The organism is Rhodoferax sp. LS1R11 (genome assembly GCF_056521395.1).
This window is the reverse complement of record NZ_JBWMAW010000003.1, coordinates 86,039-110,470: the sequence shown is the minus strand read 5'-3', so window position 1 is coordinate 110,470 and position 24,432 is coordinate 86,039. Positions and strand designations below refer to the sequence as shown.

22 protein-coding genes and 3 tRNA genes are annotated in these 24,432 nt (G+C 59.6%); 14 read left to right on the top strand and 11 right to left on the bottom strand.

What is annotated here, in order from left to right; all coding sequences use genetic code 11:
- Positions 1–1,002: a response regulator gene (locus AC097N_RS05225; RefSeq protein ID WP_479579687.1), complete on the bottom strand. Its 1,002-nt coding sequence runs from the start codon at positions 1,000–1,002 to the stop codon at positions 1–3.
- Entirely contained in the window at positions 992–4,507 is a 3,516-nt protein-coding gene (locus AC097N_RS05220) for a hybrid sensor histidine kinase/response regulator (RefSeq protein ID WP_479579686.1), read from the bottom strand. Before AC097N_RS05220 ends, AC097N_RS05225 begins: the two co-directional genes overlap by 11 nt.
- A gap of 83 nt (positions 4,508–4,590) precedes the next feature.
- Here AC097N_RS05220 and ureA point away from each other — a divergent pair, with 83 nt between their 5' ends.
- From ureA to AC097N_RS05175, 9 genes are all read left to right on the top strand, one after another.
- Positions 4,591–4,893, top strand: a complete 303-nt coding sequence (gene ureA, locus AC097N_RS05215) for an urease subunit gamma (RefSeq protein WP_296501420.1) — start codon at positions 4,591–4,593, stop codon at positions 4,891–4,893.
- Positions 4,894–4,928: 35 nt separating this feature from the next.
- Positions 4,929–5,114 carry a hypothetical protein gene (locus tag AC097N_RS05210; protein WP_479579685.1) on the top strand — a complete coding sequence of 62 codons (186 nt, stop codon included), beginning with the start codon at positions 4,929–4,931 and terminating at the stop codon, positions 5,112–5,114.
- Between the two features lie 7 nt (positions 5,115–5,121).
- Positions 5,122–5,427, top strand: coding sequence for an urease subunit beta (locus AC097N_RS05205; RefSeq protein WP_479579684.1), 306 nt, complete (start codon positions 5,122–5,124; stop codon positions 5,425–5,427).
- Entirely contained in the window at positions 5,427–7,145 is a 1,719-nt protein-coding gene (gene ureC, locus AC097N_RS05200; protein WP_479579683.1) for an urease subunit alpha, read from the top strand. The genes AC097N_RS05205 and ureC overlap by 1 nt, the downstream gene beginning before the upstream one ends.
- Positions 7,145–7,765 carry an urease accessory protein UreE gene (gene ureE / locus AC097N_RS05195; RefSeq protein WP_479579682.1) on the top strand — a complete coding sequence of 207 codons (621 nt, stop codon included), beginning with the start codon at positions 7,145–7,147 and terminating at the stop codon, positions 7,763–7,765. The genes ureC and ureE overlap by 1 nt, the downstream gene beginning before the upstream one ends.
- A complete protein-coding gene (locus AC097N_RS05190) occupies positions 7,765–8,442 on the top strand; it encodes an urease accessory protein UreF (protein WP_479579681.1) in 678 nt (225 codons plus the stop codon). Before ureE ends, AC097N_RS05190 begins: the two co-directional genes overlap by 1 nt.
- Positions 8,439–9,095, top strand: coding sequence for an urease accessory protein UreG (gene ureG, locus AC097N_RS05185; RefSeq protein ID WP_479579680.1), 657 nt, complete (start codon positions 8,439–8,441; stop codon positions 9,093–9,095). The genes AC097N_RS05190 and ureG overlap by 4 nt, the downstream gene beginning before the upstream one ends.
- Positions 9,096–9,107: 12 nt before the next feature.
- A tRNA-Ser gene (locus AC097N_RS05180) sits at positions 9,108–9,195 on the top strand.
- Positions 9,196–9,367: 172 nt separating this feature from the next.
- Positions 9,368–12,787 carry a DUF748 domain-containing protein gene (locus AC097N_RS05175; RefSeq protein ID WP_479579679.1) on the top strand — a complete coding sequence of 1,140 codons (3,420 nt, stop codon included), beginning with the start codon at positions 9,368–9,370 and terminating at the stop codon, positions 12,785–12,787.
- Positions 12,788–12,808: 21 nt separating this feature from the next.
- Here AC097N_RS05175 and hemW read toward each other — a convergent pair whose 3' ends face one another.
- Genes hemW through AC097N_RS05150 form a run of 5 tightly spaced genes read right to left on the bottom strand, consistent with a single transcriptional unit; the run spans position 12,809 to position 17,381 of the window.
- Positions 12,809–14,047: a radical SAM family heme chaperone HemW gene (gene hemW / locus AC097N_RS05170; RefSeq protein WP_479579678.1), complete on the bottom strand. Its 1,239-nt coding sequence runs from the start codon at positions 14,045–14,047 to the stop codon at positions 12,809–12,811.
- Complete coding sequence (rdgB, locus tag AC097N_RS05165) at positions 14,044–14,652, bottom strand: RdgB/HAM1 family non-canonical purine NTP pyrophosphatase (RefSeq protein ID WP_479579677.1); 609 nt, start codon at positions 14,650–14,652, stop codon at positions 14,044–14,046. The genes hemW and rdgB overlap by 4 nt, the downstream gene beginning before the upstream one ends.
- A 42-nt stretch (positions 14,653–14,694) precedes the next feature.
- Entirely contained in the window at positions 14,695–15,423 is a 729-nt protein-coding gene (gene rph, locus AC097N_RS05160; protein WP_479579676.1) for a ribonuclease PH, read from the bottom strand.
- Positions 15,424–15,462: 39 nt separating this feature from the next.
- Positions 15,463–16,377 (bottom strand): PP2C family protein-serine/threonine phosphatase, encoded by a 915-nt coding sequence (locus AC097N_RS05155; RefSeq protein WP_479579675.1) that lies wholly within the window; start codon positions 16,375–16,377, stop codon positions 15,463–15,465.
- Entirely contained in the window at positions 16,374–17,381 is a 1,008-nt protein-coding gene (locus AC097N_RS05150) for a serine/threonine protein kinase (RefSeq protein WP_479579674.1), read from the bottom strand. The genes AC097N_RS05155 and AC097N_RS05150 overlap by 4 nt, the downstream gene beginning before the upstream one ends.
- Before the next feature lie 77 nt (positions 17,382–17,458).
- Here AC097N_RS05150 and AC097N_RS05145 point away from each other — a divergent pair, with 77 nt between their 5' ends.
- From AC097N_RS05145 to AC097N_RS05130, 4 genes are all read left to right on the top strand, one after another.
- Positions 17,459–18,376 carry a YicC/YloC family endoribonuclease gene (locus AC097N_RS05145; protein WP_479579673.1) on the top strand — a complete coding sequence of 306 codons (918 nt, stop codon included), beginning with the start codon at positions 17,459–17,461 and terminating at the stop codon, positions 18,374–18,376.
- 36 nt (positions 18,377–18,412) lie between these two features.
- Complete coding sequence (gmk, locus tag AC097N_RS05140; protein WP_479579672.1) at positions 18,413–19,033, top strand: guanylate kinase; 621 nt, start codon at positions 18,413–18,415, stop codon at positions 19,031–19,033.
- Between the two features lie 28 nt (positions 19,034–19,061).
- Positions 19,062–19,265 (top strand): DNA-directed RNA polymerase subunit omega, encoded by a 204-nt coding sequence (rpoZ, locus tag AC097N_RS05135; protein ID WP_479579671.1) that lies wholly within the window; start codon positions 19,062–19,064, stop codon positions 19,263–19,265.
- Between the two features lie 130 nt (positions 19,266–19,395).
- Positions 19,396–21,636, top strand: a complete 2,241-nt coding sequence (locus AC097N_RS05130; RefSeq protein WP_479579670.1) for a RelA/SpoT family protein — start codon at positions 19,396–19,398, stop codon at positions 21,634–21,636.
- Position 21,637: 1 nt separating this feature from the next.
- Here the strand turns inward: AC097N_RS05130 and greB are convergent, their stop codons facing one another.
- The 4 genes from greB to hrcA all read right to left on the bottom strand — a co-directional run bounded on the left by greB (position 21,638) and on the right by hrcA (position 23,505).
- Positions 21,638–22,198: a transcription elongation factor GreB gene (gene greB, locus AC097N_RS05125; RefSeq protein WP_479579669.1), complete on the bottom strand. Its 561-nt coding sequence runs from the start codon at positions 22,196–22,198 to the stop codon at positions 21,638–21,640.
- A 96-nt stretch (positions 22,199–22,294) separates the two neighbouring features.
- Positions 22,295–22,371 (bottom strand) — tRNA-Arg (locus AC097N_RS05120).
- Between the two features lie 28 nt (positions 22,372–22,399).
- Positions 22,400–22,476 (bottom strand) — tRNA-Ile (locus AC097N_RS05115).
- A gap of 24 nt (positions 22,477–22,500) precedes the next feature.
- Positions 22,501–23,505 (bottom strand): heat-inducible transcriptional repressor HrcA, encoded by a 1,005-nt coding sequence (hrcA, locus tag AC097N_RS05110; RefSeq protein ID WP_479579668.1) that lies wholly within the window; start codon positions 23,503–23,505, stop codon positions 22,501–22,503.
- A 28-nt stretch (positions 23,506–23,533) separates the two neighbouring features.
- Between hrcA and AC097N_RS05105 the strand changes: the two genes are divergently transcribed.
- The gene (locus AC097N_RS05105) at positions 23,534–24,430 is read left to right on the top strand and encodes an NAD kinase (RefSeq protein ID WP_479579667.1); all 897 of its coding nucleotides are present in this window, start codon (positions 23,534–23,536) and stop codon (positions 24,428–24,430) included.
- Positions 24,431–24,432: the final 2 nt, after the last annotated feature.

Sequence of the window (24,432 nt, the reverse complement as noted above, 5' to 3'; positions counted from 1 at the left end):
CTAAAACGCTTGTAAATACCCCTCAAACTGCGGATGCAGCTGCCGGATGCGGCTCATGGCCATGCCGGCGGCAGCGGTGCGGGTCTCCACCCCCAGCTTGGCGAAGACGCGTTCCAGGTGCTTCTTCACCGTCATGGGGCTGGAGCCCAGAATGTCGCCAATGTCGCGGTTGATCTTGCCCTTGACCACCCAGTACAGCACCTCGGCCTCTTTGGGGGTGAGCTTGAAGCTCAGGGCGATGGCCTCGATCACGCTCTCGTCCGACACCTCTTGCATGATGATGAGCCAGTCGCCCCCGCCCTCGCTGTCGCCAATCTGCTGGTGCAGGCGAAAGGTCAGGCGCTTGGGGCCGACTTCAATGCTCAGGCGTGGTGGCTCGGTCAGCACTTCTTTTTCAGCCACGTGGCGGCGCAGCCATTTGCACACGGCCTCGGGCGTGACTGGCGCCTCGGTGCCGTAGTAGCGCAGCAACAGCTCGCGCGCCAGCGGCGTTTGCCACATGAGCTTGCCATCACTCACACGCACCGTGATGCTGGCAAACCCAAAGGCGTCCAGCGCATTGCGGGCCTGGCGCCGCTCCCGGGCGCCCTGCAGGTGCACCTGCATGCGGGCCAGCACTTCTTTGGGTCGGATGGGTTTGGTGACGTAGTCCACCCCGCCCGCCTCCAGCGCGGCCACCAGGTATTCCGTCTCGGTCAGGCCGGTCATGAAGATAATGGGAATGTGCGCGGTTTGCGGCGAGGCCTTGAGGCGGCGGGCCACTTCAAAACCGTCCATGCCAGGCATCATGGCGTCGAGCAGCACGATGTCGGGCAGCACTTGCGCGGCGCGCTGCAAAGCGGCTTCGCCGTGGGTGGCCACCAACACGGTGTAGCCGGATTCATCAAGTGCGTCATGCAACACCGAGAGGTTGTCGGGCACGTCGTCCACGATCAGCACCACGTCGCTGTTGGCGCGGTCCAGGGTATGGTCAAGGGAGGCGTCGGGGGGGTTAACTTTCATCGCTCACTTCATTCAATTGCTGACCCATGGCCTCAAACTGGAACTGCCGGGCAAGGCCCCGCAACTCCGCCACAAAGGGCGCACAGGGCGGCTGGTCGGCCTCGATCTCGTCGAGCTGGTTCATGATGCCGCGGTAGTAGCCCAGGCTCAAGACGTCGCGCAAGGCATTCAGATGGTGCGGCGCGGGGTAAACGCGCCCGGCCTTTGGAACCACAACGGCAAGGGCTTCTGCCGGTGGCGTGACGCTGTCCAGCCAGGTCAGGGACAGGCGCAAGCCCAACCAGTCCAGCAGCTCAGAGTGGCGCACGGGTTTCAAAATAAAATCTTCTGTGGGAATGCCCAGGTCATTGTCAAGTCCCTTGTCAAACGCATTGGCGGACACGATGGCAATCTGCGCCCCCGCTGGCGGGCTGGCAGAACCCCGTGCGCGCAGACGGCGAATCGTCTCCCAGCCGTCAATGCCGGGCATGGCCAGGTCCATGAAGATGACATCGGGCTGGTAGCCCGCGGTGAGCAGGTCCAGGCAATCGTGACCGCTGGCAGCGGTGCGCAGTTCAAAGCCCAGGGGCTGCAGCACGTTGACGAGCAAGTCGCGGTCCGCCTCCTCGTTGTCCACCACCAGCACCCGCTTGCGCGGCCCCAGGTACCCATGACGTGGCTTTCGCACAGCCAGCCTGAGTGGCGGGGTGCCCGCTGAAGCACTCACCGCGCCCGCCGTGACGTGCACCTCGGGCAAAAACAGTTTCACCTTGAACGCCGAACCAACGCCCGGCGTGCTGGCCACCGTGAGTTCGCCGCCCATCAAGTCGGTCAGCATCTTGGCAATGGTCAAACCCAGGCCGGAACCCGGCGCCGTGGCGCCCGCCGTGTTGGCGCGTGTAAAGGGCTCAAAAATGCGTTCATGCTCCTGGGCCGACAGGCCCGGCCCCGTGTCTTCAATTTCAATGGCCGCCATCTCTCTGGCATAGCGAATGCGAAACGTCACCTGCCCCTGCGCCGTGAACTTGATGGCGTTGCCCAGCAGGTTGATCAAGATCTGGCGCACCCGCTTTTCATCGGCCCGCACCACGACCGGCAGCACACCCGCTTCTTCATAGTGAAAGGCCAGGCCTTTGGCCTGTGCCTCCAGCTCGAACATGCTGGCCAGGTCTTGCACAAACTCGGCAAAGTACATGGATTTGACGTTGAGGGTGAGCTTGCCGCTCTCAATGCGCGCAATGTCCAGCGTGCCTTCAATGAGGGACAGCAGATGCTCGCCGCCGCGCTTGATGACGCTCACCGCCTGCTTGCGGTGCGCGGGAATGGAGGCGTCTTCCCCCATCAGCTGCGCGTAACCCAGAATGCTGTTGAGCGGGGTGCGCAGCTCATGGCTGATGGTGCTGATATAGCGGCTCTTGGCCTGGTTGGCCTGGTCGGCGGCGTAACGGGCCTGCTCGGCCACCACCTTGGCGTTTTGCAGGGCTTCGTCGGTCTGACGGTGCAGCTCGATTTCGCGCATCAGCAAATTGGTTTGGCGGTTCGACTCTTCCTGCGCCACCTGACGGCTCTTGTGCGCCAGCACCACCCACCACGCGACCAGACCCGCAATCACCATCAGCGCCAGATAGGCTTTGAGAAAGCCCGACCGCAGCGCCGCGTGGGGCGCTTCCTGCACATCAAGGTCCGTCACAGCCAGCGCCAGCGCACGCAACTCCTGGTGGTACAGCAGGCCAAACACGCTGGCCAGCAGGGGCACGATGACCAACATCAGCAACAGAAAGTAACCCAGGCCCGTGTCCAGATAAGGCCACACCCGCCGGGGTAGCAGCCAGCGCAAGGTGGCTGACCACTGGTGTGAGAGGCTGGCGTGCGGTTTGCACAGGTCCCCGCAACGCGCATCCAGCGTGCAGCACAGGGAGCAGATGGGGCCCTGGTAGGCGGGGCAATGGGCCATGTCGGGCCCCTCGTACTCGCGCTCGCAGATGATGCAGCGTTTGAGTTGGTAGCGCGGGTGGGGCGGGCCTTTTTGAAGAGGCGGCTCACCCAGGGTCACGTCGCTTTGGCGTGCAATGTAATAGCGGCCTTGGGTCGCCCAGGCAATCAGCGGTGCCGTGACAAAGGCCGTACCGAGCGCGATCAGGGCCGAAAAAGCCTGCGCCAGGGGACCGAACAGCCCAAGGTGCGCGGTGACCGACAGGATCGACGCCAGCGCCATGGCCCCCACGCCCACGGGGTTGATGTCATACAGATGCGCCCGTTTGAACTCGATGCCCGGTGGCGACAGGCCCAAAGGCTTGTTGATGACCAGGTCCGCCACCACCGCCATCATCCAGGCGATGGCAATGTTGGAGTACAGCCCGAGCACATCGCCCAGCGCCTGAAACACGTTCATCTCCATCAACATGAACGCAATCAGGGTGTTGAACACCACCCACACCACGCGACCCGGGTGACTGTGCGTGAGGCGCGAGAAGAAGTTGGACCAGGCCAGCGACCCGGCGTAGGCGTTGGTCACGTTGATCTTGAGCTGCGAGATCACCACAAACAAGGCGGTGGCCGCCACGGCCCAGCCATAGTTGGGAAACACATACTCATAGGCTGCCAGGTACATCTGGTTCGGGTCCACCGCCCGGTCCACCGGCACCGAGTGGCTGATGGCCAAATAGGCCAACAGTGCGCCACCCAGCATCTTGACCACGCCCAACACCACCCAGCCCGGTCCGCCGACCAACACACTGAGCCACCAGCGGCGCTTGTTGGCGGCCGTCTGCACAGGCATGAAGCGCAGGTAATCGGCCTGCTCGCCCATTTGGGTCATCAAGGCCACGCCCACGGTCAGTGCTGCACCAAACAAGGGCAGACTGAAGCCGGAGGTCGACCCCTTCTCACCAACGTAGTGCACCACGCCGGCAAACGCACCCGGATCGCGCAACAGCACGTAAGCAAAAGGGACGACCAGCATAAGCAACCACAAGGGCTGGGTCCACACCTGCAGGCGGCTGATGGTCGAGACACCGTGGGTCACCAGCGGAATCACCACCAGCGCACAAATCAGATAGCCCCAACTGGGGGGAATACCCAAGGCCAGCTCCAGCGCATACGCCATGACGGCCGCCTCCAGCGCAAAGAAGATGAAGGTGAACGAGGCATAGATGAGCGACGTCAGCGTGGAGCCGATGTAGCCAAACCCCGCACCACGCGTGAGCAGGTCCATGTCCACGCCATAGCGGGCCGCGTAGATGCTGATCGGCAGACCGGCCAGAAAGATGATCAAGCCCGTGGCCAGAATCGCCCAGAACGCGTTGGTAAAACCATACTGCACCAGCAAGGTGGCGCCCACCGCTTCCAGAATCAGGAACGAGGCCGCGCCAAACGCGGTGTTCGCCACGCGCCACTCGGACCACTTGCGAAAGCGCTGCGGCGTGAAGCGCAAGGCGTAGTCTTCCATCGTCTCACTGGCGACCCAGCCGTTGTAGTCACGCCGAACCAGCGTGATGCGCTGGAGCGCTTCCGGCGGGGCAGCCAAGGGGGGTTCTGGGAGGGCGTCTGGGGTCACACCGTTGTGGTGCAGTTTTCATGCCACGGCACGGGTATTGCATACTGGCGGGCATGGAACTTACCCCTCGCGAAAAAGACAAGCTCTTGATTTTCACCGCCGGTTTGCTGGCCGAAAGGCGCAAAGCACGTGGCCTGAAACTCAACTACCCCGAGGCCCTGGCCCTCATCAGCGCCGCCGTGATGGAAGGCGCGCGTGACGGCAAAACCGTGGCCCAACTCATGAGCCTGGGCCGCACCATCCTGACCCGCGCCGACGTGATGGACGGCATTGCCGAAATGATCCCCGACATCCAGGTCGAAGCCACTTTCCCCGACGGCACCAAGCTGGTCACCGTGCACCAGCCGATTGTTTGAGCGACCCCATTCACCCCCGACGAGTCACCCTGCACATGAACACCAAAAATACTCTGAAATTGATAGCTACTACCGCAATCAGCACGGAGGCTAGCACCGTATTTGCCCATGATGGGCACGGACTGTTCAATGCCCACTGGCACACCACGGACGTCTGGGGTTTTGTGGCCTTGGGCGGCATGATGGTGGTGGCGATTTGGTTGTCGCGCGGCGGCAAGTGAGGCGACCATGACCCCTGGCGAAATCATCACCGACGGACCTGATCACCTCCTCAACCCCGGCCGTCGCACCGTGACCCTGGTGGTGCAAAACACAGCCGACCGCCCGATTCAGGTCGGCTCGCATTACCACTTTGCCGAAACCAATGGCGCGCTCGGCTTTGACCGCACGGCCGCCCACGGCATGCGCCTGAACATCGCCTCGGGCGCGGCGGTGCGCTTCGAGCCGGGGCAGCAACGCACGGTAGAACTGGTGGACTACGCAGGCGACCGGGTGGTGTTTGGTTTTCGTGGTTTGACGCAAGGGATTCTGTAATGGCAACGATTGGACGACGCGCTTACGCCGAAATTTTTGGCCCCACCGTGGGCAACCGGGTGCGCCTGGCCGACACCGATTTGTTGATTGAAGTTGAACAAGACCTCACGCTGGGTGCTGGTGGCTACGGCGAAGAAGTCAAGTTTGGCGGCGGCAAGACCATCCGCGATGGCATGGCGCAATCGCAAAGAACACGTCTTGAGGGTGCCGTGGATTGCGTGATGACCAACGCCCTCATCCTGGACCACACCGGCATCGTCAAGGCCGACATCGGCCTCAAGGGCGGGCGCATTGTGGCCATCGGTAAGGCAGGCAATCCGGACGTGCAGCCGGGCGTGGACATCATCATCGGCCCTGGCACCGAGGTCATCAGCTGCGAGGGCAACATCGTCACCGCAGGCGGTATCGACTCCCACATTCACTTCATCTGCCCGCAACAGATTGAAGAAGCGCTGGCCAGCGGTGTAACCACCATGCTGGGCGGCGGCACCGGCCCCGCCACCGGCACCTTTGCCACCACCTGCACACCGGGGCCGTGGAACACGGAGCGCATGCTGCAGGCCGCAGACGCTTTTCCGATGAACCTGGGTTTTCTGGGCAAAGGCAATGCGTCCCTGCCCGGCGCGCTGCACGAGCAGATCAACGCGGGCGTGATCGGCCTCAAGCTGCACGAAGACTGGGGCACCACCCCCGCGGCCATCAGCAACTGCCTGGACGTGGCCGAAGAAACCGACACCCAGGTAGCCATTCACTCCGACACCCTGAATGAATCCGGCTTTGTCGAAAACACCATTGCGGCCACCAAAGGGCGTTCGCTTTGCGCCTTTCATACCGAAGGCGCGGGCGGCGGCCACGCCCCTGACATCTTGCGCGTGGTGGGCGAGGCCAACTTCCTGCCCTCCTCCACCAACCCCACCATGCCCTACACGGTGAACACGCTCGATGAGCATGTGGACATGCTCATGGTCTGCCACCACCTGGACGCCGGCATTGCCGAAGACCTGGCGTTTGCCGAGAGCCGCATCCGCAAGGAAACCATTGCCGCCGAAGACGTGCTGCACGACCTGGGCGCCATCAGCATGATGAGCAGCGACAGCCAGGCCATGGGCCGCGTGGGCGAGGTGATTCTGCGCACCTGGCAAACGGCGCACAAGATGAAGCAGCAACGTGGCAGCCTTCCCGAAGACAACACGCGCAACGACAACTTCCGCGCCAAGCGCTATATCGCCAAGTACACCATCAACCCGGCCATCGCCCACGGCATCAGCCACGAGGTGGGCAGCATCGAGGTCGGCAAATGGGCCGATCTGGTGGTGTGGAAGCCCGCTTTCTTTGGCGTCAAACCCGCCTTGATTTTGAAAGGCGGCTTCATCGCCATGGCCGCCATGGGCGACCCGAATGCCTCCATCCCCACCCCGCAGCCGGTGCACTACCGGCCGATGTTTGGCGCGTACGGTGGCGCACTGACCAGAGGCTCTCTCACGTTTGTGTCGCAAGCCGGGCTGAACGCGGGCATCAAGGAGCGCTTTGGCCTGGCCAAGACGCTGAGCGCCGTCAAGAACATCCGCTCAATCCGCAAGCAGCACATGGTGCACAACAGCTACCTGCCCAAAATGGAGATTGATGCCCAGACCTACACCGTGCGTGCCGACGGCCAGTTGCTGACGTGCGAACCCGCAGTAAGCTTGCCGATGTCGCAACGCTATTTCCTATTCTGATGCTCCAAATTTCCAAACTCATGCCGCAAGGCGCCGGACTCGCCCCGGTACTGATCAAACGTGCCGCCACCGTCGAACTTGACTGGGATGTGCGCCAGAAAAGCCGCTTTGACGCCACCGACTCGCAGGGTCGCGCGCTGGGTGTCTTTCTGCCGCGTGGCACGCTGGTGCGCGGAGGCGATGTGCTGGTAGCCGAAGACGGCTCGCTGATTCTGGTGAGGGCAGCCCCCCAGCCCGTACTGGTCATCACCACGTGCACCGAGCACGGCAGCGCCTTCGACCTGACCCGCGCCGCCTACCACCTGGGCAACCGCCATGTGCCCATCGAACTCAAGCCCGACCATCTCAAAATCGAGCCCGACCATGTGCTGGCCGACATGCTGCGCGCCATGCACCTGACGGTCGTCGAGGCCACCGAAGCGTTTGAACCCGAAGGCGGCGCCTATGCCAGCACCGGCCACAGCCACGCGGGTGGCGACCATGGGCATGAGCACAGCCATGCGCCTGCGGCGTCCAAGCCCCGGCCAGTCAGCATTCCCATTGCCGCCGTCGCGGCCCCCCACGTTCGTGGCCCCGGTTGCGGTCACGACCACGGGCACGGGCACGGCCATTCCCATTGATGCGTGACAGCAGTTTGATGCAGCTGATGTGGCTGGCCTCACCGGCCCTGCCCATCGGCGGATTTTCATACTCAGAATGCCTTGAAGCCGCCGTGGACAGTGCGCAGGTAGCTACAGAATCAGGAGCATCCACCTGGCTGGTTGACCAGCTCCACCTGAGCCTGTCACGCGGTGACCTGGCGGTGGTCGTCCAAGCCATAGAGGCCTGGCGACGTGATGACCCCCCTCGCATTGCCGAACTCAATGCCTGGGTGCTGCAAACCCGCGAAAGCAGCGAGTTGCGCGCGCAAGCCGAGCAAATGGGCCGCTCCCTGCTGGAATGGCTGCGCAACCACACCACCGCCAAAGCCGAGCAGATTGCCACGCTGGCCGCTTGCCAGCCCACCTACCCCCTGGCCTTTGCCCTGGCCGCGTCCGCCACGCAAGCCGACGTGCGGGACTGCCTGCTGACCTATGCCTTTGGCTGGGCCGAGAACATGGTGCAGGCGGCCATCAAATCCGTTCCCCTGGGCCAAAGCGCCGGGCAACGCATTTTGTCGGCCCTCACCGCGAACATCCCCGCCGCCATCGACCACGCCCTGACGCTGACCGACGACGGGCGCCAGGCTTTTTCCCCCATGCTGGCCATCCTGAGCGCCCAGCATGAAGTTCAATACTCACGACTGTTCCGATCATGACCCTGCACCACATTGCCAACCGTACCAAAAAACTGCCCCCCTTGCGTGTCGGCATCGGCGGGCCTGTGGGCTCCGGCAAAACCACCCTGCTGGAAATGCTGTGCAAAAGCATGCGCGACCAATACGACCTGGTCGCCATCACCAACGACATCTACACCAAGGAAGACCAGCGCCTGCTCACAGTCAGCGGCGCGCTGCCTGCCGAGCGCATCATGGGTGTCGAGACCGGCGGCTGTCCGCATACTGCCATCCGCGAAGACTGCTCCATCAACCTGGAAGCCATCGACCGCATGCTGGTCGAGCACCCCAATGCCGACATCGTGTTCATCGAGAGCGGCGGTGACAACCTGGCCGCCACCTTCAGCCCAGAACTCAGCGACCTCACCATTTACGTGATTGATGTGGCGGCAGGCGAAAAAATCCCGCGCAAAGGCGGCCCCGGCATCACCAAGAGCGACCTGTTCGTGATCAACAAAACCGACCTCGCCCCCTACGTGGGCGCCAATCTGGACGTGATGGAGGCCGACACCATCCGCATGCGCACCACGGCCAAGGGCCTCAAGCCGTTTGTCATGACCAATTTGAAGACCAATTCAGGCCTGACCGACGTGATTTCCTTCATCGAAACCAAAGGCATGCTGCAAGCCAGTTAGAATATGCGGCTTGGAAGCGTGGCAGAGTGGTCGATTGCACCGGTCTTGAAAACCGGCAACCCGAAAGGGTTCGTGAGTTCGAATCTCACCGCTTCCGCCAAAACCCTGTATTGACAGGGTTTTTTTTCGTCTGTTCACAACCCTTTCGCACATAAATGGGAAAGGGCGCTTTTTGGCCTCTTCCCAAGACGGCATACTTTCACCAGCGCTCGGATGTCGGCCCTCCAGGGCAAAAAACCATCACCGGGCAACCAACAAATGGGAGACAGACTTTGCAATCGACAAGTATTCGGTGGAAACGGTGGGCAATGGGGGCAGCGGCTGTTTTTGTCGCGTATTCGGGGGCGGGGTTCGGGTTGGTGCCGCTGTTGATCAAGCATCAGGTTCCCCAATTCGGGCAAACCGACATGGCGCGACAGGCGACCATCGGCGATGTCCGCTTCAATCCCTTTACCCTGCGCCTGGAAGCGCAAAACCTGCGTCTGGCCGAGGCCGACGGCGCCCCCCTGTTCACGATTGGCAAACTGGTGGTCGAGCTGCGGTGGAAGTCCCTCGTTCAGCGGGCGTGGTCCTTTGCAGAGATCCGAATCACAGCGCCCAGCGCAAGTCTGACGATCTCGCCGCAGGGCAAGTTCAATATGGCCGATCTGCTGGACACACTCAACCGCCGACCACATGAGCCCTCCACCGATGCCGGTCTGCCGCGCCTGATCATCGATCGTTTTGCGTTGGAACAGGGCAAAGTGGACGTGCGCGACCGCCAGGCTGGTTATGCCAACAGTTTTTCTCCGATCGATTTTGCGCTGACCCATTTCAGCACCTTGCCGGAGGCCGATGGGGTCTACACCTTCACTGCCAATTCTGAGCGCGGCGGCCAGCTGCGCTGGCAGGGTGACGCATCGGTCAACCCGATTCAAGGCCATGGCGAACTGACGCTTGAAAACGTCTCCCTGCCCGAGTTGGGGGCCTATCTCAAGCCCTACACCCATGCCAACCTGGTTGCCGGGAAGCTCGCCGCCACATTCCCCTACCGCTTTGCCTACCAAGATGGCAAATTTAACGCGAGCCTATCTGGCGCCAAACTGTCCCTGGACGACCTGGCACTGGCGCGCAGGGACGCCAAGGACGCCTTTGCCACGCTGACGCGCCTGGATGTGAATGACATCAATGCCGATTTGTCGCGCCGCGAAGCAACCGTGGGCGAAATACACGGTGGTGGCGGCAAGCTGGCAGTCAGGCGCAACGCCAAGGGCGAACTCGATCTGGCAACACTCCTGGTGAGCGCTGCGGCGCCCGCAGCACCCCTGGCAGCCCAAGCAGCAGGCCCTGCGCCTGTCGTCAACCATTGGAAGCTCGGCGTCAAGCAAGTGGCCCTGAATGAAATGGCCATCAGCGCAGTCGATGAAACGGTCAGCCCGCCGCTCAAGCTGAGCGCAGACAAAGTTCAGCTGCGCCTTCAACTGAACGCCGGGCAGATTGGCTCCGATTTGAATCTCAAGGCGACCGACGCCGCATTCTCGCTGGCCAATCTGGCGCTCACGAGCGGTGCGCAGACGCCTTTCAGGCTCACACAACTGGGCTTTAGCGACGGCGTTTTCGATCTGGCCGCGCGACAGGCCCGTCTTGGCAGGATCTATGCCGAAGGCGGCTACCTGCAGCTCACGCGCGACCGCAAGGGGCAGCTTACTCTCCTGGAGCGCCTGCCCCGGTTCAGTGCAAGCGCACAACCACTTGCGACACCGGCGGTATCAGCTGGTGCGCCGTGGTCCGCCGTGGCCAAACGCGTGGAATTGAGCCAATTTGGGGCGAAGATCGAGGATCAGGGCTTGGGAGTCAAGCTTCATTTGCAGGACGTCGACGCCAAACTCGAAGGTGTGAGCAGCAACCTCTCCACACCCGTGATGTTCAAAGCCGCCCTGAAAGTGCGCGAAGGCGGACAACTGTCGGCTCAAGGCAAGGTGCGGCCAGCCAGCGGCGCGCTGGACGCCGATGTGCAGGTCAGGCAACTGGCGCTGGCACCCTGGCAGCCACTGCTGAGCCAGTACGTGAAGCTGAAAATCAACGGGGGTAGCATTTCTGCGCAGGGGAAGGTCACCACGGGCACGGGCCAGCCGAAAAGCCCCAGCCTGCGCTATGTTGGCGGGCTTGACCTGGCCGGCCTTGCATTGAACGAAACCCATGGCGAGCGGTTCCTGTCATGGCGAAACGTGGGCGCCGTCAAGCTGACCGCGAGCCTCTCCCCCAACCTGCTGGACATCCCGGAGCTGCGTATTGTTGAGCCCAATGCCACCTTGGTCATTGAGGACGACCGCAGCTTCAATGCGATGCGTTTGCTGGTGCAAGCACCGCAGCCCACGCCAACGCAGACGCTGGAGGATCCCTTTCCCGTGCGCATCCAGCGCTTGCGCGTGCAGAATGCCAAACTCGATTTCACCGATTTCAGCCTGAGGCCGCAATTCAGGGCCAAGATTTATGAATTGGCGGGCGCCGTCAACGGCCTCTCGTCGGACCGCCACTCGCGCAGCCGAGTCGAGCTTGACGGCCGGGTTGATGAGTTCGGGCTGGCGCGTATCCGCGGCGAGCTCAACCCTTTCGCACCGCGCGACAACACGGACGTCAACGTGGTGTTCAAAAATGTCGACATGGTGTCAACCACGCCGTATGCCATGAAGTTCGCAGGCTACAAGATTGCCGAAGGCAAGATTTCTCTCGATCTTCAATACAAAGTGCGCAATAGCCAACTCGAAGGCGCCAACCAGATCGTCATCGACAAGCTGACGCTGGGCGAGCGGGTCGACAGCCCTGATGCGCTCAAGTTGCCGCTTGAACTGGCGATCGCCCTGCTCAAGGACAGCGATGGCCGCATCGACCTCGGCCTGCCGGTCTCCGGCGACATGAACGACCTGCAGTTCAGCTACGGCGCCTTGGTCTGGAAAACCATCGGCAATGTGCTGACCAAGATCATCACCTCGCCGTTCCGTGCACTCGGCAGTCTGCTGGGCATCAGCGGCGAGAAGCTGGAGTCCATCGATTTCGACCCGGGCAGCGCACAGCTGTTGCCGCCGGAACGTGAAAAGCTGATGCAGGTGGCCAAGCTGCTGTCCAAGCGCACGCAACTGAAACTGTCGGTACCGGGGGGCTACAGCGAGGCCGCCGATGGAGATGCGCTGAAGGCGCGTGCGGTGCGAGTTGAAGTTGCCCGGCGCGCCGGTATCCCGCTTGACGTTGCAGAAGACCCAGGTACGCTGAACTTGAGCGACCGCGCGGTGCGCAGCGCCTTGCGGGGCCTGTACGCCGAACGCTTTGGTGCCAACGAACTCGAAAAACAAAAAAAGGCGGCAGAGAGCACCACCGTAGCACCCACCCGTGATCCGGCGCTTGCTGACATCAAGACCCAGGCGGTTCAGGAGAAACTGCCAATGTGGCAGCGCGTCGGCAAGCTGATTCAAGGCGAACCACAAGTCGCCGATGCCAGCGCCTTCTACCGCCAGTTGCAGGAGCGGCTGAACCAGCATGAGCCGCTGGCAGCCGACACGTTGACCCGACTCGGCGAGCAGCGCGCAAGCGCCATTCTGCTGGCCCTTCAGGAAGATGGCGTTGATATGGCCAGTGCCATCACCACGGCACCGGAGCAAGCCAGCGCAGATCCCGGCAAGGCGGCTTCAGTCAAGCTGGGGATCGCGCCGAAGTAACAACCCCCGGCGACAACCGGGTCAGGCTTCAGGCGGCAGGAACAAAGACTGCAAGTCGTTCAGGAAATCGTAGCCTCGCATACTGGGTTTGATGCGCGCAAAGTCGCGCTCCAGCAAGCCTTTGCGCTCGCCCTCCTCCAGCGCTTTTTGGATGGCAGTGATGGGCAGGCCGGTGCGTTCGGTGAACTGCGGCAGGCTGAAGCCGTCCTTCAAACGCAGGGCGTTCAGCATGAACTCAAACGGCAGGTCTGCACGGCTGACCTCCTCGTCCACGGCCAGGCAATGGCCTGCCAGGGCCTTGTCCATGTACAGCCGGGGCTCGCGAAAGCGGACCTGGCGCACCACCCGGTGGGCAAAACTGAGCTTGCTGTGCGCACCCGCACCCAACCCCAGGTAGTCGCCAAACTGCCAGTAGTTGAGGTTGTGAAAGCAGCGATGTCCCTGCGCAGCGTAGGCCGACACCTCGTACCGGTGCAAACCGGCCTCCCCCGTCATGTCGGTGATGAGGTCCAGCATCTCATAGGCCGTGTCTTCCTCCGGAATGACGGGCGGGAACTTGGCGAAATAGGTGTTGGGCTCGATCGTGAGGTGATAGATCGAAATATGCGGGGGCGCGAGCGACAGCGCCGTGGCCATGTCTTTTTTCAGGTCGGCCAGCGACTGACCCGGCAGCGCATACATGATGTCCAGGTTGAAGGTGTCAAAGGCGTGCGCCGCCTCCTCCACCGCGGCCAGGGCTTGCGCCCGGTCATGCACGCGACCCAACGCCTGGAGGTAATCGTCGTTGAAGCTTTGCACCCCCACCGACAGGCGCGTGACGCCCGCCGAGCGGAAGGCCCTGAAACGGTTTTTCTCGAAGGTCCCCGGATTGGCTTCCAGCGTGATCTCGCAATCGGCCTCCAGCCTGACCCGCGCCCGGATGCCGCCCAGCAATTGGTCAATGGCCTGGGGGGAAAACAGGCTGGGCGTGCCACCGCCGATGAAAATACTGTGCACCGTGCGGCCCCAAATCAGCGGCAGCGCGGCTTCCAGATCGGCCATCAGGGCGTCGATATAGCGCTGCTCGGGCAAGTCTGAGGCGCGCATCTCATGGGAATTGAAGTCGCAATACGGACACTTTTTGATGCACCAGGGCAGATGAATGTACAGCGACAGCGGTGGCAACGCCGCCAACTGCAGCGTGCCCGGGCGCATGTAATGCTGAATGTCGCGGGGCGTCGCCGCAGCGGATTCGGAGACAACAGGCGTGATGGGAATCATGGCGACGGCAACCAGCGCTCGCGCATCAATTCGACCATGGCCCGCGCCGCCCTGCCGCGATGGCTATTGGCGTTTTTGACCTCCACTGGAAGCTGGGCAAAGGTCTGACCAAACTCGGGGATGAACATCACCGGGTCAAACCCGAAGCCATTGCGGCCTAAAGGCTCCCGGGTGATCTCGCCCACCACGCGCCCCACCGCGATCAGGGGCTCGGGGTCTTGCAGGGAACGCACGGCCACCAGCGTGCTCACCAGCGCCGCGCGCCTGTGGTCCAGGGCACGCATCTGCTCCAGCAGGGCGCGCACATTGTTGTCATCGCCCTTCTCATACCCAAACTGCGTGGCGTAGTAGGCGGTATCGACGCCCGGTAAACCACCAAAGGCATCCACGCACAAACCGGCATCGTCGGCCAGCGCCGGCAAACCGCTGTGCTCTGCAGCATGGCGGGCCTTCGCCAGCGCGTTTTCCACAAAGGTGTGAAACGGCTCTGCCGCCTCAGGAATGCCCAGATCACCCTGCGCGATCAGCTCCAACCCGAGCGGCTCAAACATGGCGCGCAGTTCGGCCAGCTTGCCCTTGTTGTTGGATGCCAAGACAATTTTCATGAAATATGGCCGTAGCCCCCGTAAAACCTGAGCAAGAAGCTATTAATTTGATAGCGATTGTTTTTGCATGGCGACCAAATCGCCGATGCCTTTTTCAGCCAGCGTGAGCAAGGCATCCATCTCCTGGCGCGAAAAGGCGGCGCCCTCGGCCGTGCCCTGCACTTCCACAAAATGGCCCGCTCCGGTCATCACCACATTCATGTCGGTGTCGCAAGCCGAATCTTCGGTGTATTCCAGGTCCAGCAAGGGGGTGCCCTGCACGATGCCCACCGAGATAGCCGCCACATGGTCCTTGATGGGCGACTGCGTCAGCTTGCCCTGTGCCAGCAAGTAGTTGACGGCATCCTGCGCCGCCACAAAGGCCCCGGTGATGGCCGCCGTGCGGGTGCCGCCATCGGCCTGCAAGACATCGCAATCCAGATGGATGGTGCGCTCGCCCAGCAGTGTCAAGTCAAACACCGCGCGCATCGAACGGCCAATGAGGCGTTGAATCTCCTGGGTACGACCACTCTGCTTGCCGCGCGCGGCCTCGCGGTCGCTTCGGGTGTGCGTGGCGCGGGGCAGCATGCCGTACTCGGCCGTCACCCATCCTTCACCGCTGCCTCGTTTGTGGCCCGGCACTTTTTCTTCGACTGAGGCGGTACACAGTACCTTGGTATTGCCAAACTCGATCAACACGGAACCTTCGGCGTGGATGGTGTAGGCCCGTGTGATGCGCACGAGACGCAGTTCGTGTGCGGCGCGGGCGCCCATTCTCAAAAACTCACTCATGATGAAATCCCAAAAATGAAAAGGGGCCACCAGGCCGTATCAGCCTTTTTTGGCGGCAGTACGCCGGATGGCTTCGTTGATCTCAGCGATCGACCGTTCAATGGCCTCGTCGTCCAGATCCACCGGCGTCGAGTCGGCCCAGCTGGACTGAACGGTGGACTGGAAAGCACCGGGAATCAGCGTCTCGGTCGAGATCGTTTCGAGTAGGGACTCCACCGCGTCCGGCGTTTCCCATTCCAGCGCGATACAAGTGACGTTGTCACTGGTCGCACCGGCCTTGAGGAGCGCCTTCTCCACGAGATGGGGAACCGCCTCATTGACCGGTTTGAGGCTCAGGTAGTAGGCAATCTCGACCTCACTCAAGCTGCCCCACAGCCCGTCCGAGCAAAGCATCAACTTGTCACCCTGATGAAGCAGGACAGGGCCGGTGATGTCAAACACCGGCTTGGCCGGTGACCCCAGGCAGGTAAACAGCACGTTGCGGTTGATACGCTCGGCCAGCTTCGGGGCGTCAACCGCTTCCTGGTGCCGCTCAATGAACGAGTGGTCCCGGGTGCGCACCAACAACTCACCATGTCGTACCAGGTAAAGCCTCGAATCACCACAATGAATCCAGGTCACCGCGCCGTCTTGCACCACCGCCGCCACGATGGTGGTTCGGGGCGTGTCCAGCATGCCTTTTTCAATGGCGTAGCGCACGATTTGGCGGTGCGCCGCCATGATCGCAGCCTCCAGAAATGCGGGAACGTTCTGGACTTTTGATTTGGCCGCTTTTTGAAACATCCCTGAAATCACCTGAACCGCCAGTTGAGCCGCGACTTCTCCTTCCGGATGCCCCCCCATGCCATCCGCAAGAAGGAAGATGCCGGAACCAATGGTGTAGCAATACCCCATTCGGTCTTCATTTTTTTCCCGCCCACCCATGCGACTCATTTGGAAAACGGAGAATTTCATGGCGATTTCCCGCCAACGCCAGCCGCTTTTTGGACGTTCTTTTTGGTGTCAGACACCATGGTGTCGAACTGAAGACGCACTTTTTCGCTGACACTCAATTTGGTATAGCGGCGCTCGCCCTCCCGGCTGAGCTCTCTTTGAAGGGCAAACACGGACTGCGGCCTGGAGAGAGGGTCAAGCGACATGCACCACTCAACGACCTCAATCAGATTGTCGGAATACACACCACGCAAACGCGCCATGGCGGTCGCAATACGGTCGTTGTCGAGGCGCTGCGGAGCCTCATTGGGGGGGTACCCCAACATGCAGGCATACATGCAGGCACCAATGGCGTAAATGTCGGTCCACGGCCCCATGGATGCATCACGACGGTACATTTCAGGTGCCGCAAATCCTGGCGTGTACATCGGACGAATGAAGTTGCCCTCTTTGCTCAAGACTTCACGTGCAGCGCCAAAGTCAATCAACACGGATTTGTTGTCGTCCGTGATGAAAATATTGGCAGGCTTGATGTCCAGATGCAGCATTTTGTGCTGGTGAACAATCCGCAAACCGCGCAAAATTTCGTCAAAAAGGGAGCGGATCGTGGATTCCCGAAACACTTTGGCTTGCTTGAGATCACGTGCCGTGATGATGAAATCCTGCAGGGACCCGCCCTCCAGATAATTCATCACCATGTAGACCGTCTCGTTTTCCCGGAAGAAATTCATCACGCTCACCACCGAGGGGTGGGAAATCTGGGCCAAAGAGCGGCCTTCTTCAAAGAAGCTTTTGAGCCCAAGCCGGTACAGAGAGAGCTTTTCAGGCTGAACCTGCGGCATCAACTCACCCGGCGCACGAGTAGCCAGCGACGACGGCAGGTATTCCTTGACGGCCACCTGCAACCCCTCCAGATCGATTGCCAGATAGACCACACCAAACCCGCCAGCCGCAACTTTACGGACAACGCGGTAACCACCTATGACGGTGTCGGGGGGTAACGGTGCGGGTTTGACCTTTGACATAATTTTTAAATCTGCTCTCATCAGGCCTGCCTGAACCGGGTTATTCTCAGGCACATTTCATTGATCAAAGAGTCGCAATGCCAGTTTACAGCATGACTGGCTATGCCAGTGCCCAGCACAGCACAGCCAATTCCCCTTCCGAGACAGATTCAAAAAACACGCCCGCCAGCCAACTCGGGCTGGAAATCCGTTCGGTCAACAGCCGTTTTCTGGACCTGTCATTTCGTCTGCCCGAGGAACTTCGCCAATTCGAGCCAGCACTGCGCGAGCTCGTCGTCGGACGCCTCAAACGAGGCAAAGTGGAGGTGCGTGCAGCCATCGAAACCAGCACCCAGAACACCGTTACCGACCCGTCCCCCCGACTGCTGCAGCGCCTCAATGCCGTGCAGGACAGCGTCAAAGCCTGGCTACCGGATGCCAGGTCATTGAGCGTGGCCGATGTCATCCGCCTGTCAGCCGGCGACCACTCCACGGCTCGGGACTGGCGTGACAACATCCTGCCACTGGCCGAGCAAGCCGTCAAAGAACTGCTGTCCTCACGTCAGCGCGAAGGTGCCCGCCTGGCCACCATGCTGCTGGAACGCATTGACCAGTTGCGTGCACTGGCCGGTCAAGCGGTGCCCCTGGTTCCCCAATTGGTTGCCCAACAGCGCCAGCGCTTTCTGGACCGCTGGAAAGAAGCGATGGCCCTGACCGAGGGCGCCACCTTGCCCGAAGCCGCGCAAGACCGCGCATTGGCTGAGGCAACCGCTTTTGCCATTCGCATCGATGTAGCCGAGGAAATCACTCGCCTCAGCTCCCACCTTGATGAACTTGAGCGCCTGATCAAAAAAGGCGGCGAAATCGGCAAGCGCCTCGACTTCCTGATTCAGGAATTGCACCGCGAAGCCAACACCATGGGGTCGAAATCAGCCGCACTTGAATTAACCCACATCTCGGTCGATATGAAAGTCCTTATTGAGCAAATGCGTGAACAGGTGCAGAACATAGAATAGCGCGACCCTGTCATTCATCGGCCAATGCCGTCTCTTATGGACTATCCCGGAAATTTGTTTGTTGTTGCGGCCCCCAGTGGGGCTGGCAAATCCAGCTTGGTAAAAGCACTGCTGGAACTGGATTCTCACGTGCAGCCTTCGGTATCGCACACCACCCGTGCGCCACGCGGTCAGGAAAAACATGGCCGCGAGTACTTCTTTGCGTCTGAGCAGGAGTTCGACGCCATGGTTCAGGCCAATGCGTTCGTCGAATGGGCCAATGTGCACAACTACCGTTACGGCACGTCCAAAAAGGCCATTGAGGAGCGCATGGCACAAGGCGCCGATGTCATCCTCGAAATCGATTTTCAGGGCGCCATCCAGATCAAGAAGATGTTTGCCAACGCCATCACCATCTTCATCCTGCCGCCCAGCTGGGAGGAATTGCGCTCCCGTCTGGAGCGCCGGGGTGAAGACTCGGCTGAAGTCATCGAATTGCGGCTCAAAAACGCAGCTATCGAGGTAGCGCAAGTGAATCAATTCGACTTCGTTATAATCAATGAGTTGTTTGACCGGGCGCTCTTTGATCTCAAGGCAATCGTTCATTCTCAACGTCTCAAGTTCTCGGCTCAGCGCCGTGCCAGAGCTGAAACGTTCAAAGCTTTGCACATTCCCTAGTGCACCCCTTGGTTTTTCGGAGAATTTCATGGCCCGTATTACTGTTGAAGACTGCCTGGCGCAGATTCCCAATCGCTTCCAGCTGGTACTGGCCGCGACTTACCGTGCACGCATGCTAAGCCAGGGTCATGCACCCAAAGTGGAAAGCAAGAATAAGCCGGCAGTGACCGCACTGCGCGAAATTGCTGCAGGCAAAGTGGGCATTGAAATGTTGAAAAAAGTTCCTTTGTAAACTTTCTCTGCGCCCCATAAAAAGCACCGTTCACGGTGCTTTTTTGTTGCTGAGCGCCAAACGGCGATCTCCACGCTATATTTGAGGGGTGAGTACCGTCATCAAGCCCTTCAATAGCAAAACATCAATCTTGGGTGTAATTCAACACGAACACACAGCGCCCAGTCCTGCAGCAGCGAATGCCGCCGCCGCCAGTTTTGCAAGCCTGATTGCCATCCTCGACTACCTCTCGCCACTTGATCTGGAAAAAGTCCGGCTCGCCTACCGGTTTGCCGATGAAGCCCACTTGGGCCAGATGCGCAACAGTGGTGAGCCTTACATCACCCACCCCATAGCTGTTGCCGCTCAGTGCGCAGAATGGAAATTGGACGCGCAAGCCCTGATGGCGGCGCTTCTGCATGATGCCATGGAAGACTGCGGCATCACCAAAATCGAACTGATCGAGCGCTTTGGCTCGCCAGTGGCGGAACTCGTTGATGGGCTGACAAAACTCGACAAACTGCATTTCAATACACGGGAAGAAAATCAGGCCGAGTCGTTTCGAAAAATGCTCTTGGCCATGGCCCGTGACGTGCGAGTCATCCTGATCAAGCTGGCGGACAGGACACATAACATGCGCACCCTGTCGGATGCACCACGTGAAAAATGGGCACGGATCGCCTCTGAAACGCTCGACATCTATGCGCCAATCGCACACCGACTGGGTTTGAACCAGACTTACCGAGAACTTCAGAACCTGTCTTTTTGCCATTTGCGGCCTTGGCGCTATGCCATTCTGTCCAAAGCTGTTGCCAAGGCCCGCAGCCGCCGCCGGGATCTTATCCAGAAAGTTCAGCGAGAAGTTGAGGCCGCTTTTGTCAGCAGTGGCATGAAAGTGCGAATTGCGGGCAGAGAAAAAACCTTGTACTCCATCTACAAAAAGATGGATGAAAAGCATCTGAGTTTTGCCGAGGTGACAGACATTTATGGCTTTCGGGTGCTGGTGCCCAGCGTGATTGATTGCTACACGGCACTCGGCACCTTGCATCAGCTCTACAAGCCTGTTCCTGGCAAGTTCAAGGATCACATCGCCATTGGCAAGCTCAATGGTTATCAGTCTCTGCATACGACACTGGTAGGCCCGTCGGGTGTCAATGTGGAATTTCAGGTCCGTACTGAAGCGATGCATGTGGTCGCCGAGTCGGGCGTAGCCGCACACTGGTTGTACAAGGTTAATAATCCTTCAGAGACAACCAATGGAGACAGGCTCGGGTCGAAATGGTTGCAGTCACTTCTGGATATCCAGGATGAAACCCGTGATGCTGCTGAATTTTGGGATCACGTCAAAGTTGACCTGTTTCCTGACGCCGTCTATGTCTTCACCCCCAAGAGTCAAATCTTGGCGTTGCCACGTGGGGCAACAGTCGTCGACTTTGCCTATGCGATTCACAGCAACGTCGGGGACCGCACGATGGGTGCCAAGATCAATGGCGAACATGTGCCGCTGCGAACTGAGCTGAAAAACGGCGATGTGATTGAAATCATCACAGCGCCCTTGTCCTCACCCAACCCGGCTTGGTTGGGCTTTGTCCGCACCGCTCGCGCCCGCTCGAAAATTCGCCATCACCTCAAAACACTGGGCCTGGCAGATTCCGAAGACTTAGGTGAAAAAATGTTGACCCAGGCATTGCGCGCCGAAGGCATTGAGAAATTGCCTGACGATACGCCCGCAAATCAATTCATCTGGGAAAAACTGTTGCGTTTCAGTGGCAACAAAAGCAGATCGGAGTTGCTGGCCGATATTGGCTTGGGTAAGCGCATTGCCGGAATCGTCGCAAAACGCATGCTGAACCTGCTGGCAGACAGCGGCGAAAAGCCTGATGCCGTGCTGATTACTCGCGAACGGTTCTCTGCAAATGAGACGGTGTCGCAAGGCAGCGTCGTACTCGACGGCAGTGAAAACGCATCCGTTCGCTTCGCCACGTGCTGCAGGCCAATTCCCGGGGATGCCATCGTGGGCTATTTGGGTAGGGGCGAGGGCTTGATCGTGCATGCCGACGACTGCGCCATTGCCAAAAAGCTGAAACACAAAGACAGCGAACGATTCATTGGTGTCGAATGGTCAGATGAACCTGTTCGCGCTTTTGAGACAGAGGTGCTGGTCACCGTCACCAATGGCAAAGGCGTTTTGGCGCGGGTGGCAGCGGCACTTGCAACGGCAGAAGCAGACATCACCCACATTGACATGGAAGACGAAGCCGCACAGCAGGATGCTACAGACTTGCGTTTTATCATTGCCGTGCGCGACCAGACACAACTTGAAACAGCGCTGCGTAATCTGAGAAGAACACCCTCAGTACTCAAAGCCCAGCGGGCAAAGACAACGCGTTAATTTAGTTTAAATCTGGCTCAGGGTACTGAACATGAAGTACTTCGATTTCCACCACTCCAGCAGGCGTAAGCAACTGCAGCACATCCCCGGTTCGCGCTCTCAATAGCGTTCGGGCAATGGGCGACACCCAAGTCACTTGAGCATGTGAACTCTCTGCCTCATCAATTCCCAGGATAGTCACAGTCCGCGTCGCCCCCGTGTCTTCCATGTAGGTCACCGTCGCACCAAAAAATATCTGGTCGCTGCCATGATGAACTGCTGGATTGATGACCTCCATCTTCTCCACACGCTTGGTCAGAAAGTAGATTCGCCGATCAATCTCACGCAACCGCTTTTTCCCGTAGATGTAGTCTCCATTCTCCGATCGGTCGCCATTGCTGGCAGCCCAATGAACGATATCGACAATTTTGGGGCGCTCGTTGTCAATCAAGTCCAACAGCTCGTGGCGAATGCGCGCATAACCTTGAGGTGTGATGTAATTTTTCGCCCCAGCCGGCAACGATGGCAGCTGCAGCTCATCTTCATCTGCATCATCAGACTCTTTGGTGAAAGCCTTGTTCATGGCGACTCCAAAACTCAACGCTTGAGAAACCTTCTTGAAAGCAGAAGGCAAATAAGAAAAGGGCCTGTAACTTTACAGTTACAGGCCCTCACTTTTTGGTGCGGCTGGCAGGAATTGAACCCACGACCCCTTGGTTCGTAGCCAAGTACTCTATCCAACTGAGCTACAGCCGCTGAGAGATAAATTATAGCACTAAATAACTGGTGGGCCGTCACAGACTTGAACTGTGGACCAAAGGATTATGAGTCCTCTGCTCTAACCAACTGAGCTAACGGCCCGACCGAACCGCTGATTGTAAAGGCCTACTTGTGGTGACTCAGTGCGTTGCTGACTAATTTCGATGTGATATCCACAATCTGGATCATCCGGTCATAGGCCATGCGCGTCGGGCCAATGACTCCGAGGGTACCCACCACTTGACCATCCACCTCATACGGTGCACTGACGATCGACAAATCCTCGAATGGCACGACCTGGCTTTCGCCGCCAATAAAAATACGCACGCCCTCAGCCTGTCCAGCCACATCCAGCAAACGCATCAGCTGGGCCTTTTGTTCAAACAATTCAAATGCGCGTCGCAAGTGCCCCATGTCGTTCGAAAAATCGGTGACCGCCAAAAGATTCCTCTCACCTGAAATCACCACTTCATCCTGCGTCTCGGAAATGGCATCGGAACTCACGACCACCGCAGCCTGCATCAGACTGGCAATTTCGGAGCGAAGTGACTCAACCTCATTTTTCAACCGTTCACGAACCTGTTCGATCGCCAAGCCGACATAGTTGCTATTGAGGTAGTTGGCCGCCTCCACCAATTGGGATTGAGAGTAATCTGCCTCGGTAAAAATAACGCGGTTCTGCACGTCCCCTTCCGGCGACACGATGATGACCAGCAACCGTCGCTCTGAGAGTCTTAAAAACTCAATATGGCGAAATACCGACGAGCGGCGCGGCGCAATGACCACGCCGACAAACTGGGACAGACTGGAGAGCAGATTGGCAGCATTCGAAATCACTTTTTGCGGCTGATCCGGCGCCAGACTGTGCGATGCGAACTGCCCCTGATGCACCGTCAGCATCGTGTCGACAAACAGGCGGTAGCCGCGGGCCGTCGGGATTCGTCCGGCTGAGGTGTGCGGACTGGCAATCAGCCCCAACTCCTCAAGATCAGACATGACATTGCGGATGGTGGCGGGCGACAAGTCCAGCCCGGAGGCTTTTGACAGCGTGCGCGAACCCACGGGTTGCCCATCGGCGATGTAGCGCTCAACCAGCGCTTTCAATAACAACTTGGCACGATCATCCAGCATGAAGGCATTTTAGTGATGTAATTTGCGAATGAAATCTAAATTCCGGCATGTAGCACTGATTGGCAAATATCACGCGGTGTCTTCGGGTGCCGGCGGGGCTTCATCGCGTAGTGCGCTGGAAGACATCGCCCATTTTTTGCACGCCCGGGGTTGTGAGGTGTTTTTTGAACATGACACGGCGCACAACATGGGCATTGCGGGCTACCCGGTGTTGAGCGTAGCGGACATCGGTGCGCAATGCGATCTTGGGCTGGTGGTGGGTGGCGACGGCACGATGCTGGGCATAGGTCGCCAGTTGGCACATTTTGGTGTTCCGTTGATCGGCATCAACCAGGGACGACTGGGCTTTATGACGGACATCCCGTTTGACAACTTCAAGGCAACGCTTGCCCCGATGTTGCTGGGTGAATATGAAGAGGACCATCGCAGCCTCATCCACGCCAAAGTGATCCGTGACGGGCACTGCGTGTTCGACGCCCTCGCCATGAACGATGTTGTGGTGAACCGTGGTGCGACATCCGGCATGGTGGAGTTACGGGTGGAGGTGGATGGGCACTTTGTGGCCAACCAGCGGGCAGACGGGTTGATCATCGCCACCCCCACGGGCTCTACCGCCTATTCACTTTCCGCAGGCGGTCCACTGTTACACCCGTCCATACCGGGTTGGGTGCTGGTGCCTATTGCACCACATACTTTATCAAATCGGCCGATTGTCCTCGCCAATGCTGCGGAGATAGCTATCAAAGTAGTAGCAGGAAGAGATGCCAGCGCCAGTTTCGACACGCAGTCGCTGGCATCCTTGCTGCACGGTGACCGCATCGTAGTGACCCGATCAGAGCATCATGTGCGTTTTTTGCATCCCAAAGGGTGGTCTTACTTTGACACACTGCGCCAGAAACTGCATTGGAATGAAGGAGTAGCCTGACC

Coding starts and splice junctions, on each gene's coding strand:
- greB (WP_479579669.1), bottom strand. CDS start 22,198: ATGAACAAGGCTTTCACCAAAGAGTCTGATGATGCAGATGAAGATGAG.
- hrcA (WP_479579668.1), bottom strand. CDS start 23,505: ATGCTGGATGATCGTGCCAAGTTGTTATTGAAAGCGCTGGTTGAGCGC.
- AC097N_RS05105 (WP_479579667.1), top strand. CDS start 23,534: ATGAAATCTAAATTCCGGCATGTAGCACTGATTGGCAAATATCACGCG.
- AC097N_RS05150 (WP_479579674.1), bottom strand. CDS start 17,381: ATGTCAAAGGTCAAACCCGCACCGTTACCCCCCGACACCGTCATAGGT.
- AC097N_RS05190 (WP_479579681.1), top strand. CDS start 7,765: ATGCGTGACAGCAGTTTGATGCAGCTGATGTGGCTGGCCTCACCGGCC.
- rdgB (WP_479579677.1), bottom strand. CDS start 14,652: ATGAAAATTGTCTTGGCATCCAACAACAAGGGCAAGCTGGCCGAACTG.
- rpoZ (WP_479579671.1), top strand. CDS start 19,062: ATGGCCCGTATTACTGTTGAAGACTGCCTGGCGCAGATTCCCAATCGC.
- rph (WP_479579676.1), bottom strand. CDS start 15,423: ATGAGTGAGTTTTTGAGAATGGGCGCCCGCGCCGCACACGAACTGCGT.
- gmk (WP_479579672.1), top strand. CDS start 18,413: ATGGACTATCCCGGAAATTTGTTTGTTGTTGCGGCCCCCAGTGGGGCT.
- AC097N_RS05155 (WP_479579675.1), bottom strand. CDS start 16,377: ATGAAATTCTCCGTTTTCCAAATGAGTCGCATGGGTGGGCGGGAAAAA.
- AC097N_RS05205 (WP_479579684.1), top strand. CDS start 5,122: ATGACCCCTGGCGAAATCATCACCGACGGACCTGATCACCTCCTCAAC.
- ureG (WP_479579680.1), top strand. CDS start 8,439: ATGACCCTGCACCACATTGCCAACCGTACCAAAAAACTGCCCCCCTTG.
- AC097N_RS05145 (WP_479579673.1), top strand. CDS start 17,459: ATGCCAGTTTACAGCATGACTGGCTATGCCAGTGCCCAGCACAGCACA.
- ureC (WP_479579683.1), top strand. CDS start 5,427: ATGGCAACGATTGGACGACGCGCTTACGCCGAAATTTTTGGCCCCACC.
- ureA (WP_296501420.1), top strand. CDS start 4,591: ATGGAACTTACCCCTCGCGAAAAAGACAAGCTCTTGATTTTCACCGCC.
- AC097N_RS05210 (WP_479579685.1), top strand. CDS start 4,929: ATGAACACCAAAAATACTCTGAAATTGATAGCTACTACCGCAATCAGC.
- ureE (WP_479579682.1), top strand. CDS start 7,145: ATGCTCCAAATTTCCAAACTCATGCCGCAAGGCGCCGGACTCGCCCCG.
- AC097N_RS05225 (WP_479579687.1), bottom strand. CDS start 1,002: ATGAAAGTTAACCCCCCCGACGCCTCCCTTGACCATACCCTGGACCGC.
- hemW (WP_479579678.1), bottom strand. CDS start 14,047: ATGATTCCCATCACGCCTGTTGTCTCCGAATCCGCTGCGGCGACGCCC.